The sequence below is a fragment of the Glaciimonas sp. Gout2 genome, from assembly GCF_035018905.1.
GTDB lineage: Bacteria > Pseudomonadota > Gammaproteobacteria > Burkholderiales > Burkholderiaceae_D > Glaciimonas.
In genome coordinates this window covers 44,159-58,898 of record NZ_JASJXA010000013.1, presented here as the reverse complement: position 1 = coordinate 58,898, position 14,740 = coordinate 44,159, and the positions used below count along the sequence as shown (strand labels likewise).

At 51.2% G+C, this 14,740-nt stretch carries 15 protein-coding genes and 1 pseudogene; 4 read left to right on the top strand and 12 right to left on the bottom strand.

The features are described from left to right. The first annotated feature begins 24 nt into the window (after nt 1-24). A complete protein-coding gene (locus QN379_RS11315; RefSeq protein WP_323506675.1) occupies nt 25-216 on the top strand; it encodes a hypothetical protein in 192 nt (63 codons plus the stop codon). 45 nt (nt 217-261) lie between these two features. Here the strand turns inward: QN379_RS11315 and QN379_RS11310 are convergent, their stop codons facing one another. The 4 genes from QN379_RS11310 to QN379_RS11295 form a co-directional block, all read right to left on the bottom strand. Then, nucleotides 262-663: a hypothetical protein gene (locus tag QN379_RS11310; RefSeq protein ID WP_322239542.1), complete on the bottom strand. Its 402-nt coding sequence runs from the start codon at nt 661-663 to the stop codon at nt 262-264. Between the two features lie 283 nt (nt 664-946). Next, entirely contained in the window at nt 947-1,108 is a 162-nt protein-coding gene (locus QN379_RS11305; RefSeq protein ID WP_322239544.1) for a hypothetical protein, read from the bottom strand. A 63-nt stretch (nt 1,109-1,171) separates the two neighbouring features. Beyond that, entirely contained in the window at nt 1,172-2,218 is a 1,047-nt protein-coding gene (locus QN379_RS11300) for a nucleotidyl transferase AbiEii/AbiGii toxin family protein (protein ID WP_322239546.1), read from the bottom strand. Then, the gene (locus tag QN379_RS11295) at nt 2,211-2,807 is read right to left on the bottom strand and encodes a DUF6088 family protein (RefSeq protein ID WP_322239548.1); all 597 of its coding nucleotides are present in this window, start codon (nt 2,805-2,807) and stop codon (nt 2,211-2,213) included. Before QN379_RS11295 ends, QN379_RS11300 begins: the two co-directional genes overlap by 8 nt. Nucleotides 2,808-2,996: 189 nt before the next feature. Here QN379_RS11295 and QN379_RS11290 point away from each other — a divergent pair. Then, a pseudogene (locus QN379_RS11290) lies at nt 2,997-3,356 on the top strand (helix-turn-helix transcriptional regulator); the annotation flags it as partial. On the opposite strand, the gene QN379_RS11285 reads toward QN379_RS11290, so the two are convergent. The 3 genes from QN379_RS11285 to guaB all read right to left on the bottom strand — a co-directional run bounded on the left by QN379_RS11285 (nt 3,357) and on the right by guaB (nt 8,322). Then, complete coding sequence (locus tag QN379_RS11285; protein WP_322239550.1) at nt 3,357-4,613, bottom strand: tyrosine-type recombinase/integrase; 1,257 nt, start codon at nt 4,611-4,613, stop codon at nt 3,357-3,359. Between the two features lie 299 nt (nt 4,614-4,912). Continuing rightward, the gene (gene guaA / locus QN379_RS11280) at nt 4,913-6,490 is read right to left on the bottom strand and encodes a glutamine-hydrolyzing GMP synthase (RefSeq protein WP_322239552.1); all 1,578 of its coding nucleotides are present in this window, start codon (nt 6,488-6,490) and stop codon (nt 4,913-4,915) included. Between the two features lie 371 nt (nt 6,491-6,861). After that, nucleotides 6,862-8,322: an IMP dehydrogenase gene (gene guaB / locus QN379_RS11275; RefSeq protein WP_322239554.1), complete on the bottom strand. Its 1,461-nt coding sequence runs from the start codon at nt 8,320-8,322 to the stop codon at nt 6,862-6,864. 190 nt (nt 8,323-8,512) lie between these two features. Between guaB and QN379_RS11270 the strand changes: the two genes are divergently transcribed. Next, nucleotides 8,513-9,040 carry a DUF4124 domain-containing protein gene (locus QN379_RS11270; protein ID WP_322239556.1) on the top strand — a complete coding sequence of 176 codons (528 nt, stop codon included), beginning with the start codon at nt 8,513-8,515 and terminating at the stop codon, nt 9,038-9,040. A 256-nt stretch (nt 9,041-9,296) separates the two neighbouring features. On the opposite strand, the gene QN379_RS11265 is transcribed toward QN379_RS11270, so the two are convergent. Further along, the gene (locus QN379_RS11265; RefSeq protein ID WP_322239558.1) at nt 9,297-9,674 is read right to left on the bottom strand and encodes an RnfH family protein; all 378 of its coding nucleotides are present in this window, start codon (nt 9,672-9,674) and stop codon (nt 9,297-9,299) included. Nucleotides 9,675-9,683: 9 nt separating this feature from the next. Further along, nucleotides 9,684-10,124 carry a type II toxin-antitoxin system RatA family toxin gene (locus tag QN379_RS11260; RefSeq protein ID WP_322239560.1) on the bottom strand — a complete coding sequence of 147 codons (441 nt, stop codon included), beginning with the start codon at nt 10,122-10,124 and terminating at the stop codon, nt 9,684-9,686. 65 nt (nt 10,125-10,189) lie between these two features. Here QN379_RS11260 and smpB point away from each other — a divergent pair, with 65 nt between their 5' ends. Beyond that, nucleotides 10,190-10,639, top strand: a complete 450-nt coding sequence (smpB, locus tag QN379_RS11255; protein WP_322239562.1) for an SsrA-binding protein SmpB — start codon at nt 10,190-10,192, stop codon at nt 10,637-10,639. A gap of 134 nt (nt 10,640-10,773) precedes the next feature. Here the strand turns inward: smpB and QN379_RS11250 are convergent, their stop codons facing one another. From QN379_RS11250 to ppsA, 3 genes are all read right to left on the bottom strand, one after another. Beyond that, on the bottom strand, nt 10,774-11,700 hold the full coding sequence (locus tag QN379_RS11250) for an SPFH domain-containing protein (protein WP_322239564.1): 927 nt from the start codon (nt 11,698-11,700) through the stop codon (nt 10,774-10,776). Nucleotides 11,701-11,717: 17 nt separating this feature from the next. Then, the gene (locus QN379_RS11245) at nt 11,718-12,185 is read right to left on the bottom strand and encodes an NfeD family protein (protein ID WP_322239566.1); all 468 of its coding nucleotides are present in this window, start codon (nt 12,183-12,185) and stop codon (nt 11,718-11,720) included. Nucleotides 12,186-12,329: 144 nt separating this feature from the next. Continuing rightward, complete coding sequence (gene ppsA / locus QN379_RS11240; protein ID WP_416186890.1) at nt 12,330-14,738, bottom strand: phosphoenolpyruvate synthase; 2,409 nt, start codon at nt 14,736-14,738, stop codon at nt 12,330-12,332. Between the last annotated feature and the right edge of the window lie 2 nt (nt 14,739-14,740).

The window sequence follows — 14,740 nt, the reverse complement described above, 5'->3', positions numbered from 1 at the left end:
TTTATACAATAAATCGAATGAACCATGAATTCGATACAGCCAACGCCAACGCGCATGGCATCGGCCAAAAACGTACCAAGGGCTATACCATCAAAAACGTTTACCAGTCACTTCACCGAAGCACCAAAGTATACGCGCTCCACCAACGACAAAGCCTGCTTAACGCGGGCTTATAAGGTTTTGGTGCGGGTTGCTACCACCGTTTACCGGCGCTAAAATCACTCCCATTGGATCATCAATGAGGTTCGCCGACCCGCATGGTTAAAGGGTTTGGCTGTGGTCGATATGGCGTCCCAGACGATGCCCCCCCAATCCCACCTGTTTATTCGGGGGATTCTTCTCCAACAGCAACCACAACGAACGAATCAGATTCTTGATCATCAATTCGATATGTTGACGGTATAAAAAGACGATGGGATAGACCAGAAAATCCAGGTGCCGGCCTGTCCCTGCCGCTCGATCCACAAGCATGTCCGCAGCATCCCTGTAGCCTGTTGCGTAGACCGACCACTTGTCACCATACAAGCGATGGTTAAGCTGCGCGCTGTCAACCCATGAACCGCTTTTGAAAAGCTTGTCGCCGGGCACCGGGAACAAGACTCCACTGATCAGATCTGAGGGATCGTCCAATCGCGGTTCTTCATCATCGCCGGGAGTTGTCATGGCCTGACCTTATGTCTATCGAACAGACGTTCAAAGAAATCGATCACTATTTTCTTGGCCTGCGGCCCTACAATCCATGCCAAACGCGAGCACATCCTCTCCCCGCATTGACATATTGCGATGGTCTTTCCACCGCAAGCGCTGGACCCATGTTTGAAAGCCGTGAACTCTCCAAGGTAGGAAGTTCCCAAGATTTCACCTAGATCGCCGGAACGAATGGGCTTTGTCGTGGGCAGCTTCTCTTCGATGAATTCGGCCATCGCAGTCTTTCCCAACGTCTTCATTAGGTGGGCGACACGTGCGCCTGACGCGTATTGCGAGGGGATAGCTTTGCTAGCGCCTTAACGGCAGCATTTACTCTCTTCGGTTCAGCATCGAGAACCGTCATCTCGTGGCCGTTGACACTCTCCTTGGTGGATATACACCATTTTGCGAACTGCGTCATTCCCCTCCCCGATTTGTTGTAGTTTTCTTAAAATAGTATCAGATTAATCACATAGGTAACGGTTTACGCAGGTTCGCCAGGAGGAACATCTTCAGGAGACGAGGGCACATTTGCCTTTTGCTGAATGATTCGGCATCGTTCCAGCAGAACCTCAAAAGGCTCAGCGTCATCCAGGAACAAGCCGTCATCGACCATGTGCTGATAGTCGGAAGCAAGCGTAACCAGCGCACCGTCATCTGGTACAAGTTGCAGGCCGCCAGAAACTGCCGCGTGGTAGTCGATCAGTTCGCCCTGCGGGGATTTCTCGGCGAAGAACATGTTCTTATGATCGGCAACTGCTTTACCGAGCGCAGTGTCTGCGATAGCCGCATCCACGAAACCGGCCGCATCCAGCCGAGCCACGTCATGCCAATGACGAGCAAAACGTTCACCCCCACGGAAAGCACCCTGGGCACAGAAGACATGGATCGCCGTGGCCTTCTCCCAAAAGGTGCGCTCGGCGCGCATCACCTGCGGCGTGGCCATCGGGAATACGAGCATCGGCAGGTATGCAGCCGCATCGCACTGGATAAGGCGTGGTTCGCTGGGCTCGCCGGTAGAGCGGGCACCGAATTCCAGCATGACAGCCGAGGCAACGTAGCCCGTACCTGCTATCAACGGAACGTAGTCGATAAAAACCTTGTCATGTTCGGCCCGTACCGATGCGGGTAGAGACTGCCGCTCAAGGTCCTGCTTGAGCCTTGGCACAATTTCGCTAGCAACCCATTCTGCCAAGCGCGCCCGGATCTCTTTGCTCCATTTCTTTTCTTGGCTCTTGCTGGCTGGCAGCGGTGCGTCGGCGTCTCCGACTAGATCACCTGCGATTGCGCGGATATCGTAGGTCAGATCGACATCCTCCGAAAACCGGCGGATGACACCATAGGCCTTGGACAGAGATGTTCCACCCTTGAAGACCAGATGACCAGCATGGGGACCATCGAACAGGTGTCGTAGCGACCAGACGACCCAGATATCTTTTTCAAGCAGATGAGGCAGGCGGCCGGAACTGCTGGCAGCCGCGTTGAGCGCCTCCAGACGCTCAACAGTGGAGAGTTCGAAAAACTCAGCCATGCGCCAGCAAAGCGCTAACTTCTTGCGCCATCCAGGTCGGCAAGCGCGCACGCGCCGATGCGACTTCTTCGAGTTCGGACGGTTGCAGTTTGGACCGAAGCTTACGTAGTGCTTCGCCAGCCTTCTCAGGCCCCAGCCAAGCGAGCGCCCGCACTACTTCTCCAGCTGGACGGCCAGGAAAGATCAGTTGCCAGATTGGCGCGTGCCGGAATTCGACCGTTTGCGCGCCGACCTTCAGACGCCGATTGCGCCCGGATGTCAGATAGATGGCCTTCATTGGCACTTGAGTGGTGAGGCCAAGCGCATTGGCTGCAGCTGCCCCATGGGGCACGATTGTTTCCCCACGCTGACTAGCCAGTCCTTCGACCAGTTTGTTGGTGGACGGCGCATGCGTCCCGAAACGGCTCTCCACGGGCAAAACGTAAATACCTCGCCCAGCCCGCAACAAGGCACCGCGCTTCACCAGGCGAGAGAGCACTTGATCGACAGCAGCCCTGCCACCCAAATGCAGAAGCTCCTTAGCGACCAAAGGGGTGCCTTCCGGCAACCCGGCTGCGTATTCCAGTACTTGTTTGGCAATGGTTTGCATAATGAAACACCCTATTTGGTAGAATTATGCGAAAACTTCTGACACTTGTCAAGTTGGCTGACGGATGACTTGGCAGCGCCCGCCCATGTACGCCCTAGCGAGTTGTCTACAAGACTGCCTATAGTCATCATTGCTCTACGTGACCAATTCCGAACGATGAATGATCATCGCCCCGTGAGGGAACAAAAGATGGATAACCAAGATTCAGGCCAACTTGACCGCATCAACGCTCGCAGCACGTCGGCCGAACCGCCTTGCGGCGTCGACGGATACGAAGAACGCCACCAACTTGTCGTTGCCCACCCTCTCCCCTTACGGCGCACCATCCGCCGACCCGAACTGCACCAGTTGGTCCCGCTCGCTGATACGACGATCTACGATATGGAGCGCCGTGGAGAATTTCCGAGGCGCTTCAATCTGACGCCGCGTTGCGTGGTGTGGGATCTTGCGGAGGTAGAGGCTTGGCTGGCGGCGCGCCGCCAAGCCTCGGATGCAGATGCGCTGAAACGCACCCCTTCACCGGATGTACGCCAACGCAAGCGACGCCCGTCAAACAAGCGCCCGAAGCGTAGGCACCGACAGCGACGCAGGGAGCAGCGTGGCCGTATAAGCACCAGCTCCCACCCAAGCATCAACCATATTCGCCCACTCCTGCAACATGTGCCGACGCTGCTCACCGTATTCCGCTTTGTTGTAAATGGCTCGCGACGAACGTCCGTCCTCGTGCGCCAAGGACTTCTCGATCCAATCACGGTTAAAGCCAACTTCGTTGAGCAATGTCGATCCAGTTCGCCTCAGGTCGTGCACTATGAACGGTTCCAGTGGGAGGCCGGTTGTTTTCGCCCGCTCAGCCACGATCTGCGTGACCCGATTCAACGTTGCCTGGGACATGCACCGACCCGCGTCGTAACGCGACGGCAGCACGTACTTGGAGCCGCCAGCGCAAGTGTGCAGCGCCACCATGATGTCGATTGCTTGCCGGGATAGATAGACGTTGTGCGGATTGCGGCCCTTCATGCGGGACTTCGGAATGGTCCATAGAGCCCCCTCGAAATCGACCTCATCCCAAGTCGCCTGGATCAACTCGCTCTTACGCACTAGGGTGAGGAGGATCATCCGTAGCGCCAGCCGGATGGTAGGGTATGTCGCCACTGACTCCATTTGGCGGTGCATCAACCGGATTTCGGTTGGCGTGAGCGCCCGGTCCTTCGGAACAAATGTAGCAATGGATGCCGCCCCCACATCGTCCGCAGGATTGGCGACCTTCTCACCGTGCAGGATCGCAAAGACGTAGATCTGTTTGACGATGTCGCGGACATGGACGGCGGTAGCCAGCGCTCCCCGAGCCTTGACCTTCTGGCAGAGCGTTCGCAGATCGTCGGCGCTGATCTCGCCGAGCAGTCGATTTTTGAAAACCGGCGTGATGTCGCGGTCGATGATGCTCTTGCGCATTGAGCGCGTGGTCTCCGCCATCTTGGCACCCGCCAGCCATTTGACGGTAAACTCGCCGAAAGTCTTGGCCTCGGTCAGACGGCGTTTTTCGCGCTGCTTCTCCATTGCTGGGGACTTGCCGTTGCCGATTGCCCGCTTGGCATCCAGCAGCTTCTCCCGGGCCATCGCCAGCGAGATACCCGCCGGACCATAGCGGCCGATAGTCAGCGCCTCTCGACGACCATTGAGACGGTAGTCGTAGCGGAAAGTGATCGTTCCCGCCGTTGATACCGTGACGTACATACCGTCACGGTCGGCGAGCTTGTACGGAGCCGCGCCAGGCTTGAGGTTTCGGAGTGCGGTGTCGGTAAGCATCTTGGGTTTTCTCCTGTTCGAGACGGTTTTTACCGTCAAGGGTCAGAAGACCTAAAGATGCCCGAAAACCCGCATGAAACCTAGCTTTCCGGGGTGATTTTTACCGTCAAGACCGAAATAGTCATAACGGTAAAAATCTGGGTCTGAATCCGAGGTCAAAATCTTACCGTCAGCTTTACCGGCAAGTTATTTTGCTTGGGGTCGATAGCTACCGATAGCTACCGTGACGTAAATTATTATAAATCAATAACTTACGTCACTTTTTCGATAGGCACCGATAGTCCCCGAACAACCTCAAATCACTCCCACTCAATCGTTGCCGGAGGCTTGCCTGAGATGTCGTAGACGACACGATTTATGCCGCGTACTTCGTTAATAATCCGATTCGATACACGCCCCAAAAGCTCGTACGGCAAATGTGCCCAATGTGCTGTCATAAAGTCTTGGGTTTGCACGGCGCGTAAGGCAACGACATACTCGTAGGTGCGCCCGTCGCCCATGACGCCAACGGATTTGACCGGCAAAAATACGGCAAACGCCTGACTGGTTTTGTCGTACCAGGACTCACCGCTCTCGTCTTTGGTATTGCGCAATTCTTCAATGAAAATCGCGTCAGCACGGCGTAACAGATCAGCAAATTCTTTTTTGACTTCACCCAAAATGCGCACGCCTAAACCTGGGCCCGGGAACGGATGACGATAGACCATGCCATGCGGCAGACCTAATGCGACGCCGAGTTTGCGGACTTCGTCTTTGAAGAGTTCACGCAATGGTTCGAGTAATTTCAGATTCAAGGTTTCTGGTAAACCGCCAACGTTGTGATGACTCTTGATGGTGGCGCCCTTTTTGCCCTTACCAGCGCTTTCGATGACGTCTGGATAAATCGTTCCTTGCGCTAGCCATTTGGCGTTTTTTAGCTTGGCTGATTCGACCTGAAAAACTTCGACGAATTCACGACCAATGATTTTACGTTTGGCTTCAGGATCAGTTACACCCGCCAGATGCCCCATGAACTGGGCGGTAGCATCGACACGGATGACTTTGACGCCGAGATTTTCGGCGAACATTTCCATAACCATGTTGCCTTCATCGAGACGCAGCAAACCGTGATCGACAAATACGCAGGTCAACTGATCGCCGATAGCGCGATGGATCAGGGCTGCGGCGACACTACTGTCGACGCCGCCGGACAAACCGAGAATGACCTCATCCGTACCGACTTGCTTGCGGATTGACTCTACCGCTTCGGCGATGTAATCGGGCATATTCCAATCAGGCTTGCACCCACAAATATCCACAACGAAACGTTTAAGGATGGCCTCGCCCTGCTCAGTGTGCGTGACTTCAGGATGGAACTGAACGCCATAAAAGCGACGCTCTTCATCGGCAATACCAGCGATCGGGCAATTCGTGGTCGATGCCATCAACTTAAAACCTGGCGGCATCTGCTCCACTTTGTCGCCATGACTCATCCATACTTTCAGCATCCCGTGTCCGTCTGGCGTGACGAAATCAGTGATTTCATTGAGCAGCGCGGTGTGACCACGTGCCCGTACTTCGGCGTAACCGAATTCACGCACTTTGCCCATTTCGACCTTGCCGCCGAGTTGTTCGGCCATGGCTTGCATGCCATAACAAATACCAAATACCGGCACGCTCAATTCAAATACTGCTTGCGGCACGCGTGGCGTATCGCCTTCGGTCACGCTGTTCTGTCCACCGGAAAGAATCACGCCAGCTGCACCGTAATTGCGAATGAATTCGTCTGATACATCGTACGGATATACTTCGGAAAATACACCCGCATCACGCACACGACGTGCAATCAACTGGGTAACCTGAGAACCGAAATCGAGAATGAGTATTTTTGAGTGCATGATGTGCGCCTAAATAGCATAAAAAAATAAATAAGACTTACGCAAAATCGCCCCAGTGGCAGTGCGCCTTTCTGGACGCCTAGCGTGCCGTCTTGGTCAACACGCTTTGTTGGGATGGTTTTGCGTAAGTCCTGATAAAAGGTAAATTCCAATCTGGTACGATAATATGCGCATGCAATGCAGAGAGCGCTAGCTTTCATCCGACTACAAACAAAATCAAGTTAAAACCGCAACTACGTCGACCTTTATGACAACAAGTTACGTGCACTTAAGCCGAAACCACAAGCGCCACGTATGGTAAAACCACACGTGGCGCGACGTTCACAGGCCAAGCTGGGGATCGGTGGTAAAACCGTTCACCAGAATATCGGTCACTCAGTCCGATAGTTCGGCGCTTCCTTGGTGATCTGCACATCATGCACATGCGACTCACGCATGCCAGCCGATGTGATTTGCACGAATTCAGCCTTGCTTTGCAAATCTTCAATTGTCGCGCAGCCACAATAACCCATGGATGAACGGACACCGCCTATCATCTGATACAGGATGGTCAAGACGCTGCCTTTGTAAGGTACGCGTCCTTCAATCCCTTCAGGGACAAACTTATCGGCCTTGCTTGCCGAATCCTGAAAATAGCGATCAGCAGATCCATCCGACATCGCGCCCAAACTACCCATGCCACGATATGATTTGTAGCTGCGCCCCTGAAACAGAATAACTTCGCCAGGCGCTTCTTCGGTCCCGGCAAACATGCTGCCCATCATCACCGTCGAGGCACCGGCTGCGAGTGCTTTGGCAATATCGCCAGAGAAACGCACGCCACCGTCCGCAATCACAGGCACGCCGGTTCCCTTGAGAGCTGCAGCGACATTTGCAATCGCCGAAATTTGCGGTACGCCGACGCCAGCTACGATACGGGTGGTGCAAATTGAACCTGGGCCAATACCGACTTTAACGCCATCTGCACCATGCTCAACCAACGCCAATGCTGCGGCGGCAGTGGCGATATTGCCGCCAATGACATCTACACCGGGAAAATTTTGTTTGACCCATCTCACGCGATCCAAAACACCTTTTGAGTGACCGTGCGCAGTATCGACAACGATAACGTCAACGCCTGCTTTGACCAACAGGGCTATGCGCTCTTCATTATCAACACCAACACCGACCGCCGCACCCACGCGCAACTTGCCCTGATCATCTTTCGATGCCAGCGGATGAGTTGTTGATTTTTGGATGTCTTTAACGGTAATCAAGCCCCGCAACTCAAACGCGTCGTTGACGACCATCACGCGCTCAAGGCGATGCTTGTTCATCAGTCGCTTGGCTTCGCTTAGATCAGCACCGTCCTTGACGTACACCAATCGATCCCGAGGTGTCATCTTGGCGCGGACTTGCGCGTCCAGTTCTTCTTCAAAGCGCAAATCGCGGTTGGTAATGACACCAACCAGACTTTTGCCTTCGACTACTGGAAAACCGCTGATACCATGCTGTTCAGATAGCGCAATAACGTCACGAATAAGCATGGTTGGTGGAATGGTGATTGGATCACGTACCACACCGGACTCAAAACGTTTGACCTTGGCGACTTCTCGCGCTTGCTCCAGTGCCGTCAAATTTTTATGGATGATACCAATGCCACCTTCTTGGGCCATGGCGATTGCGAGGCGAGCCTCGGTAACCGTGTCCATTGCTGCTGACAATAGCGGTATGTTCAACACAATGTTACGCGTCAAACGTGTCTTGAGTGTAGTATCTTTAGGGAGTACGTCCGAATAAGCCGGAACCAACAGCACGTCATCGAATGTGAGTGCATTTTGAACAAGACGCATAGCTTTTCCTATAGGCGCAAAACCGAATTATACAGAAATCTTGACAACTCGTCGCCTATGTAACGCTTTTTAGCGTAACTATTCGCTTCTCTGTGCTCCTCTGTTTCACTCGCTGATTGACATGGCAATCAAAGCATGGCGAAATCAGACTCTGACTTGATCGCCGACTCTTGTAAGGTTTTGGATAAAAATGATCCAACTTCGTATAAAACACTTTTTTATCACTACCGCCACGTTTTGCCTGTTGGGCATTGGTAGCGCAGCTTTAGCACAATATGTGTGGCTCGATGATAAAGGTTCGAAACAATATTCGGATATGCCGCCACCTACTTCCGTACCGGCCAAACGCATACTGAAGATGCCGGGAAATTTTTCCATTCCCTCCGCCGATATCAGCCCAAATAAAGCCGAAAGGAGCGACACGCAAAATGGCACTCAAAGCATGGAAAAAGTTCCGCCTACGCTGGCGGAGCAAAACGCTGCTTTTAACAAACGTCAGAGCGATCAGGCTGAAAAAGACAAGAAAGCCGCTGATAATGCCAAAATCGCAGCAAATAAAGCCAAAAGTTGCGAAAGCGCCCGGGCTTTTCAGCGGAACCTCGACTCTGGCCAACGCATCGCTCAAGTGGACAAAAATGGACAGCGTGCTTTTTTTGACGATAGTCAACGTAACCAGGCGTCGCGTGACAACAGGCAAGTTTTGGACGAGTGCAAATAGATCTACACTTATGCCGTGAGTCTAGGAGACTTGGTTGCAACGTGATCGTATAGTTGAAAATTGTCGGCGCTGTAAGCATAACTGTAATGTATTTATGCTGAAAAACAAAAAACAATCCATTGGGGTGCCGAGCGATTTCGGGCGCCGGAACCGGCACCGACTGCCTTGCGAAGCCTTGGCTTATGGAATAAAACTCTGAAACGTGGTCGCTGGCTAGCGACGGTACTTGAAAGCAATTTTCTCCCGTTAACCCGTTTTACGATTTCTCATGGGATTTTTTGTCTGCCCGTTTCCGTCTCGATTCCTTAGGATCTGCAATCAGAGCGCGATAAATTTCAATTCTATCCAGTTCCCGTACAACGGTATCGAGCGTTTTGAGCTTGCCGAAAATACCGACGCGACAAAGGTCTAGGTCAATTTCAGGACATTCATCTAGCAACCCGCTCAAGATAATCGCATCTTGTAGCAAGGTGCCTTGCGGCACACTCAAAGTGCGGATTGGCTGACTGGTTGGCGTGCCATAGCAAACCTGAATGCGGATCAACGCTACGCTGGAATCTGCCTTCTCCGAGTTTGCAGACGCATCAATGATTTTAGTGTCAGGGGCCGTGACCTGATACGTATTAGTCGTCATATCCGCATCTCACGGATTGTCGCCGTAAACAGTTTCAGCACGTTTGCAAAACGAGTCTACAAAACTATTGGCGATCATACTGAACACTGGACCGATTAATTTGTCCAAAATTTTATTTGAAAATTCATAGTGCATATCGTACTCAATCTTGCATGCATCTGCTCGTAACGATTTAAACGTCCATGTGCCTTCCAGATGCTTGAAAGGCCCTTCCACTAGCCGCATTTGCATTGAGACCGGGGCATTATTGATATTTTCAGTAGTAAACGACTGCTTGATGCCGTGATAGTGTATGTTGAGGGTCGCGATTAATTTGTTATCGTCCCGCTCGAGCACCTTAACACCGCCGCACCATGGCAAGAATAGCGGATAATCTTCCACGCGCTCGACAAGGGCGAACATTTGTTCAGCGCTGTATCCCAATAATACCGTTTTGTGTACAACTGCCATTAGCTTCAACCATTTGATAGAATCACAACTTGAAATTTTAACCGACCTGCACCATCTTTGACTACATGAGTATTATTGACAACAAAAAAGCTTTTCATGATTACTTCATTGAAGAGCGTTTCGAAGCCGGCATGGTTCTTCATGGCTGGGAAGTAAAAGCTATCCGGGCAGGACGCGCTCAGCTAAAAGAAGCCTACGTGATTATCCGTGACGGTGAAATTCATTTGTTTGGCGCGCATATCAGCGCCTTGCTGAGCGCCTCTACGCACGTCCATCCAGAGGCAGTACGTACCCGAAAATTGCTTTTGCATGCCGAAGAGATCAAAAGACTGATCATCAAGGTAGAGCGTTCAGGTTTTACAATGATACCGCTGAATTTACATTACAAAGGCGGCCTCATTAAATGTGAAATTGGAATCGGCAAAGGTAAAAAGCAACATGACAAACGCGATACGGAAAGACAACGTGACGGCGAGCGCGAAGTGCAAAGTGCGATGAAGCAACACCGACGTTAAGAGTTTTCTTCCATAAAGAAAGTCTGTTTAGCATCGGGGCTTTAAATGTCAACAGCGCCATCAAAACGTTTTGCTGGCGCTATTTTATTTTCTTCTGCGTAGAGACTTAAAATTTTTGTATTAAAGGTTTTGCGTTAAGGCTTTCTCACGCCACCCTGGGATTTAACCACTTGCATCGCTGTGCTTATCAAGCCACTGATATCGCCCAAATTTGATGGGATGATAATAGAGTTGTTGGTTTTTGCAAGTTGGCTAAATGCTGCGACGTATTGTTCGGCTACCTTTAGATTGGCAGCGTCCGTACCACCGGGTTCTTGCAATGCTGCTGCTGTTTTACGAATAGCTTCGGCACTGGCCTGAGCGATTGAAAGAATTGCAGCAGCCTGACCTTCAGCGCGATTGATTGATGCCTGCTTTTCACCTTCTGACTTGGCGATCGATGCTTCACGCTCACCAGTGGCAATATTAATTTGCTCTTGCTTGCGTCCTTCAGAGGCAGCAATCAATGCACGCTTCTCACGCTCGGCAGTAATTTGGGCCTGCATCGCGTGCAAAATTTCTTTTGGTGGTGTCAAATCCTTGATCTCGTAACGTAAAACTTTTACGCCCCAGTTAGCGGCCGACTCATCAATCGCGTTCACGATCGTGGTGTTAATGTGATCACGCTCTTCAAACGTTTTATCGAGTTCCATCTTACCAATTACCGAGCGTAAAGTCGTTTGCGCTAATTGTGTAATCGCAGCAAGATAGTTTGATGAGCCATAAGATGCGCGCATCGGATCGGTAATCTGAAAGTAAAGAACACCGTCAACTTGCAACTGCGTGTTATCACGCGTGATACACACTTGCGGCGGAACATCGAGTGGGATTTCTTTTAGAATATGCTTGTATGCAACGCGGTCGATAAAGGGCAAAACGATGCTCAGTCCTGGTCCAAGCGTTGCGTGGTACTTCCCTAAACGCTCCACAACCCAAGCATGCTGTTGCGGCACGACTTTGACCGTTTTCATGACAAACACGATAGCGATAAAAAATATAATTAACGTTACGCCCTGGAACATAGTAAATCCTTCCTCTATTATTTATTTGAATGACCGGCCACAATTAAGCGACTGCCACGTATTTCCTGAATAAAGAATTGCCCGGAATGCGCCACTTCTCCTTGGGCCAATTCAACATCCCACAACGCACCACGGTACTTAACCCGTGCTGTATACAATCCAACATCGGCTGCATCGCCGCCAACGTTTTCTTTCATCCAATGCGCGACATTGATGGTCTGCCCGATGTCTAAATTGACATTGCGATCCTTGGCAGAGTCGATCTTTTCACGCTTACCAAATTGACTACGCCGCACCACAATTGTCCCCGCAACCGACACAATGGCAGCAATCACGAATTGCCACTCCAAATCGGCACCAAGCCAAGCCACTAGCGCACCAGCAACCATACCGATGGCGATCATCAACAAATAAAAGGTTCCGGTAAACAGTTCAGCCAACACGAGAGCGCCGCCTAATAAAAGCCATCCTATCCAAGGCATCATAAATTACTCCCTTGCAATTATTTGTTATTAGTTTAACGCACAAAAAAAAATGCGAGCATTTTGCTCGCATCTTTATGGAAAAAAACTTAATTGAAGCAGCTTTAAAACCTGCTTCGAGGTCAAATCAACCTACAGATGGCAATGTTATTGCGCTGCAGCGAGATTCTTCCATGTATCAATGACAGTATCGGGATTAAGCGAAATTGACTCGATACCTTGCTTCATCAACCACTCGGCAAAGTCTGGATGATCAGATGGACCTTGACCACAAATACCGACGTACTTCCCTTTTGCCAGACAGGTCGCGATGACCTTGCTCAACAACACTTTGATGGCAGGATCACGTTCGTCAAAGTCAGCTGCTAATAACTCCATGCCAGAATCACGATCAAGACCTAGGGTTAATTGAGTCAGATCGTTGGAACCGATGGAGAAACCGTCGAAATGCTCAAGAAACTCTTCAGCCAAAATAGCGTTAGAAGGCACTTCACACATCATGATGACGCGCAAACCGTTCTCTCCACGTACGAGGCCATTTTTACCCAGTAAGCCAATGACCTTTTCGGCTTGGCCAACTGTACGCACGAACGGCACCATGATTTCAACGTTAGTCAAGCCCATGTCTTCGCGCACACGCTTCATCGCCTGGCATTCCATTTCAAATGCTTCAGCAAAATCTTTAGACAAATAACGTGCAGCTCCACGGAATCCCAACATCGGGTTTTCTTCATCTGGCTCGTAGCGTGAACCGCCGATGAGTTTTTTGTACTCGTTCGATTTGAAGTCTGACAAACGCACGATCACGGTCTTAGGCCAGAATGCTGCGGCGATAGTCGCAATCCCTTCAGCCAACTTATCAACATAAAACGCTTTAGGTGACGCATGACCACGCGCTACCGATTCAACGGCTTTCTTCAAATCTGCGTCGATATTCGGGTACTCCAGAATCGCCCGTGGATGCACACCAATATTGTTATTGATGATGAACTCAAGACGCGCCAGGCCAACACCGCTATTTGGAATCGACTGAAAGTCAAAAGCCAACTGTGGGTTACCGACGTTCATCATGATTTTCAATGGCAGCTTCGGCAATTCACCGCGTGCCACTTCAGTCACTTCTGTTTCCAGCAGGCCGTCATAGATCTTGCCTTCATCACCTTCAGCACAAGACACCGTGACAAAAGTACCATCGACCAGAACATCGGTTGCATCGCCGCAGCCAACGACAGCCGGAACACCAAGCTCACGCGCAATAATCGCCGCATGACAGGTACGACCACCACGGTTGGTAACAATCGCAGCAGCGCGCTTCATGACCGGCTCCCAGTTAGGGTCGGTCATGTCGGCAACCAATACATCACCCGGTTGCACACGCTCCATATCCGCAGCATCGTGAATCACGCGAACTGGGCCAGCGCCGATTTTTTGTCCGATAGCACGACCGGTTGCCAACACGTTACTGCTACCTTTGAGCTTAAAACGTTGCTGTGCATCAGTTGGTTTTTCTTGCGACTTCACGGTTTCTGGACGTGCCTGCAAAATATAAATTTTGCCATCGCGACCATCTTTGCCCCATTCGATATCCATCGGACGCTCGTAGTGCTTTTCGATAATGGTGGCGTACTTTGCCAACTCAACGATTTCAGCATCATCGAGCGAGTAACGATTGCGCATTTCAATTGGTACGTCAACGGTGCGGACCGAACGGCCAGCTTTTGCTTCGCCAGTGAATTCCATCTTTATCAGCTTCGAGCCGATATTGCGACGAATAATCGGCAATTTGCCTTTTTCCAGCATTGGCTTATGGACGTAAAACTCGTCGGGATTAACCGCGCCCTGAACCACTGTTTCGCCCAAACCATAGCTCGACGTGATGAACACGACGTCTTTAAAGCCAGATTCGGTATCGAGCGTGAACATCACACCAGCTGCTCCCAAGTCCGAACGCACCATGCGCTGCACGCCCGCTGAAAGGGCAACTTCAGCATGAGTGAAACCTTTATGGACACGATATGAGATCGCACGATCGTTATACAACGACGCGAATACATGCTTCATCGCTTCGAGAATATTTTCGATACCGACCACGTTGAGGAAAGTTTCCTGCTGGCCCGCAAACGATGCATCTGGCAAATCTTCAGCTGTCGCTGAAGAACGCACGGCAAAAGACATCTCGCTGGACGAATCAGCAACCAGGCGCTGGTAAGATTCTTGAATATCTTTTTCAAGCTGCGGTTGAAATGGCGTAGCAACGATCCATTCACGAATTTCAGCACCGGCTTGCCCTAGCGCCCGTACATCTTCCACATCTAATGTTTCAAGACGATCGGCAATGCGTTGCGCCAATGACAATCCGCCGTTGGCACTGTAAGACAGAAAGTCTCGGAAAGCCTGCGCCGTAGTAGCAAAGCCACCCGGAACCCGCACTCCAGCGGTTGCAAGCTGGCTAATCATTTCACCCAGCGATGAATTTTTTCCGCCGACGGTATCAACATCCGTCATTCGCAGATTTTCAAAGGGAACAACGTAAGCCGCTCCCTGGGCAGCGCCCATCT

Coding starts and splice junctions, on each gene's coding strand:
- QN379_RS11295 (WP_322239548.1), bottom strand. CDS start 2,807: ATGCAAACCATTGCCAAACAAGTACTGGAATACGCAGCCGGGTTGCCG.
- QN379_RS11310 (WP_322239542.1), bottom strand. CDS start 663: ATGACAACTCCCGGCGATGATGAAGAACCGCGATTGGACGATCCCTCA.
- QN379_RS11315 (WP_323506675.1), top strand. CDS start 25: ATGAATTCGATACAGCCAACGCCAACGCGCATGGCATCGGCCAAAAAC.
- smpB (WP_322239562.1), top strand. CDS start 10,190: ATGAGTATTATTGACAACAAAAAAGCTTTTCATGATTACTTCATTGAA.
- QN379_RS11300 (WP_322239546.1), bottom strand. CDS start 2,218: ATGGCTGAGTTTTTCGAACTCTCCACTGTTGAGCGTCTGGAGGCGCTC.
- QN379_RS11250 (WP_322239564.1), bottom strand. CDS start 11,700: ATGTTCCAGGGCGTAACGTTAATTATATTTTTTATCGCTATCGTGTTT.
- ppsA (WP_416186890.1), bottom strand. CDS start 14,738: ATGGGCGCTGCCCAGGGAGCGGCTTACGTTGTTCCCTTTGAAAATCTG.
- QN379_RS11260 (WP_322239560.1), bottom strand. CDS start 10,124: ATGGCAGTTGTACACAAAACGGTATTATTGGGATACAGCGCTGAACAA.
- QN379_RS11245 (WP_322239566.1), bottom strand. CDS start 12,185: ATGATGCCTTGGATAGGATGGCTTTTATTAGGCGGCGCTCTCGTGTTG.
- guaB (WP_322239554.1), bottom strand. CDS start 8,322: ATGCGTCTTGTTCAAAATGCACTCACATTCGATGACGTGCTGTTGGTT.
- QN379_RS11270 (WP_322239556.1), top strand. CDS start 8,513: ATGATCCAACTTCGTATAAAACACTTTTTTATCACTACCGCCACGTTT.
- QN379_RS11305 (WP_322239544.1), bottom strand. CDS start 1,108: ATGACGCAGTTCGCAAAATGGTGTATATCCACCAAGGAGAGTGTCAAC.
- guaA (WP_322239552.1), bottom strand. CDS start 6,490: ATGCACTCAAAAATACTCATTCTCGATTTCGGTTCTCAGGTTACCCAG.
- QN379_RS11285 (WP_322239550.1), bottom strand. CDS start 4,613: ATGCTTACCGACACCGCACTCCGAAACCTCAAGCCTGGCGCGGCTCCG.
- QN379_RS11265 (WP_322239558.1), bottom strand. CDS start 9,674: ATGACGACTAATACGTATCAGGTCACGGCCCCTGACACTAAAATCATT.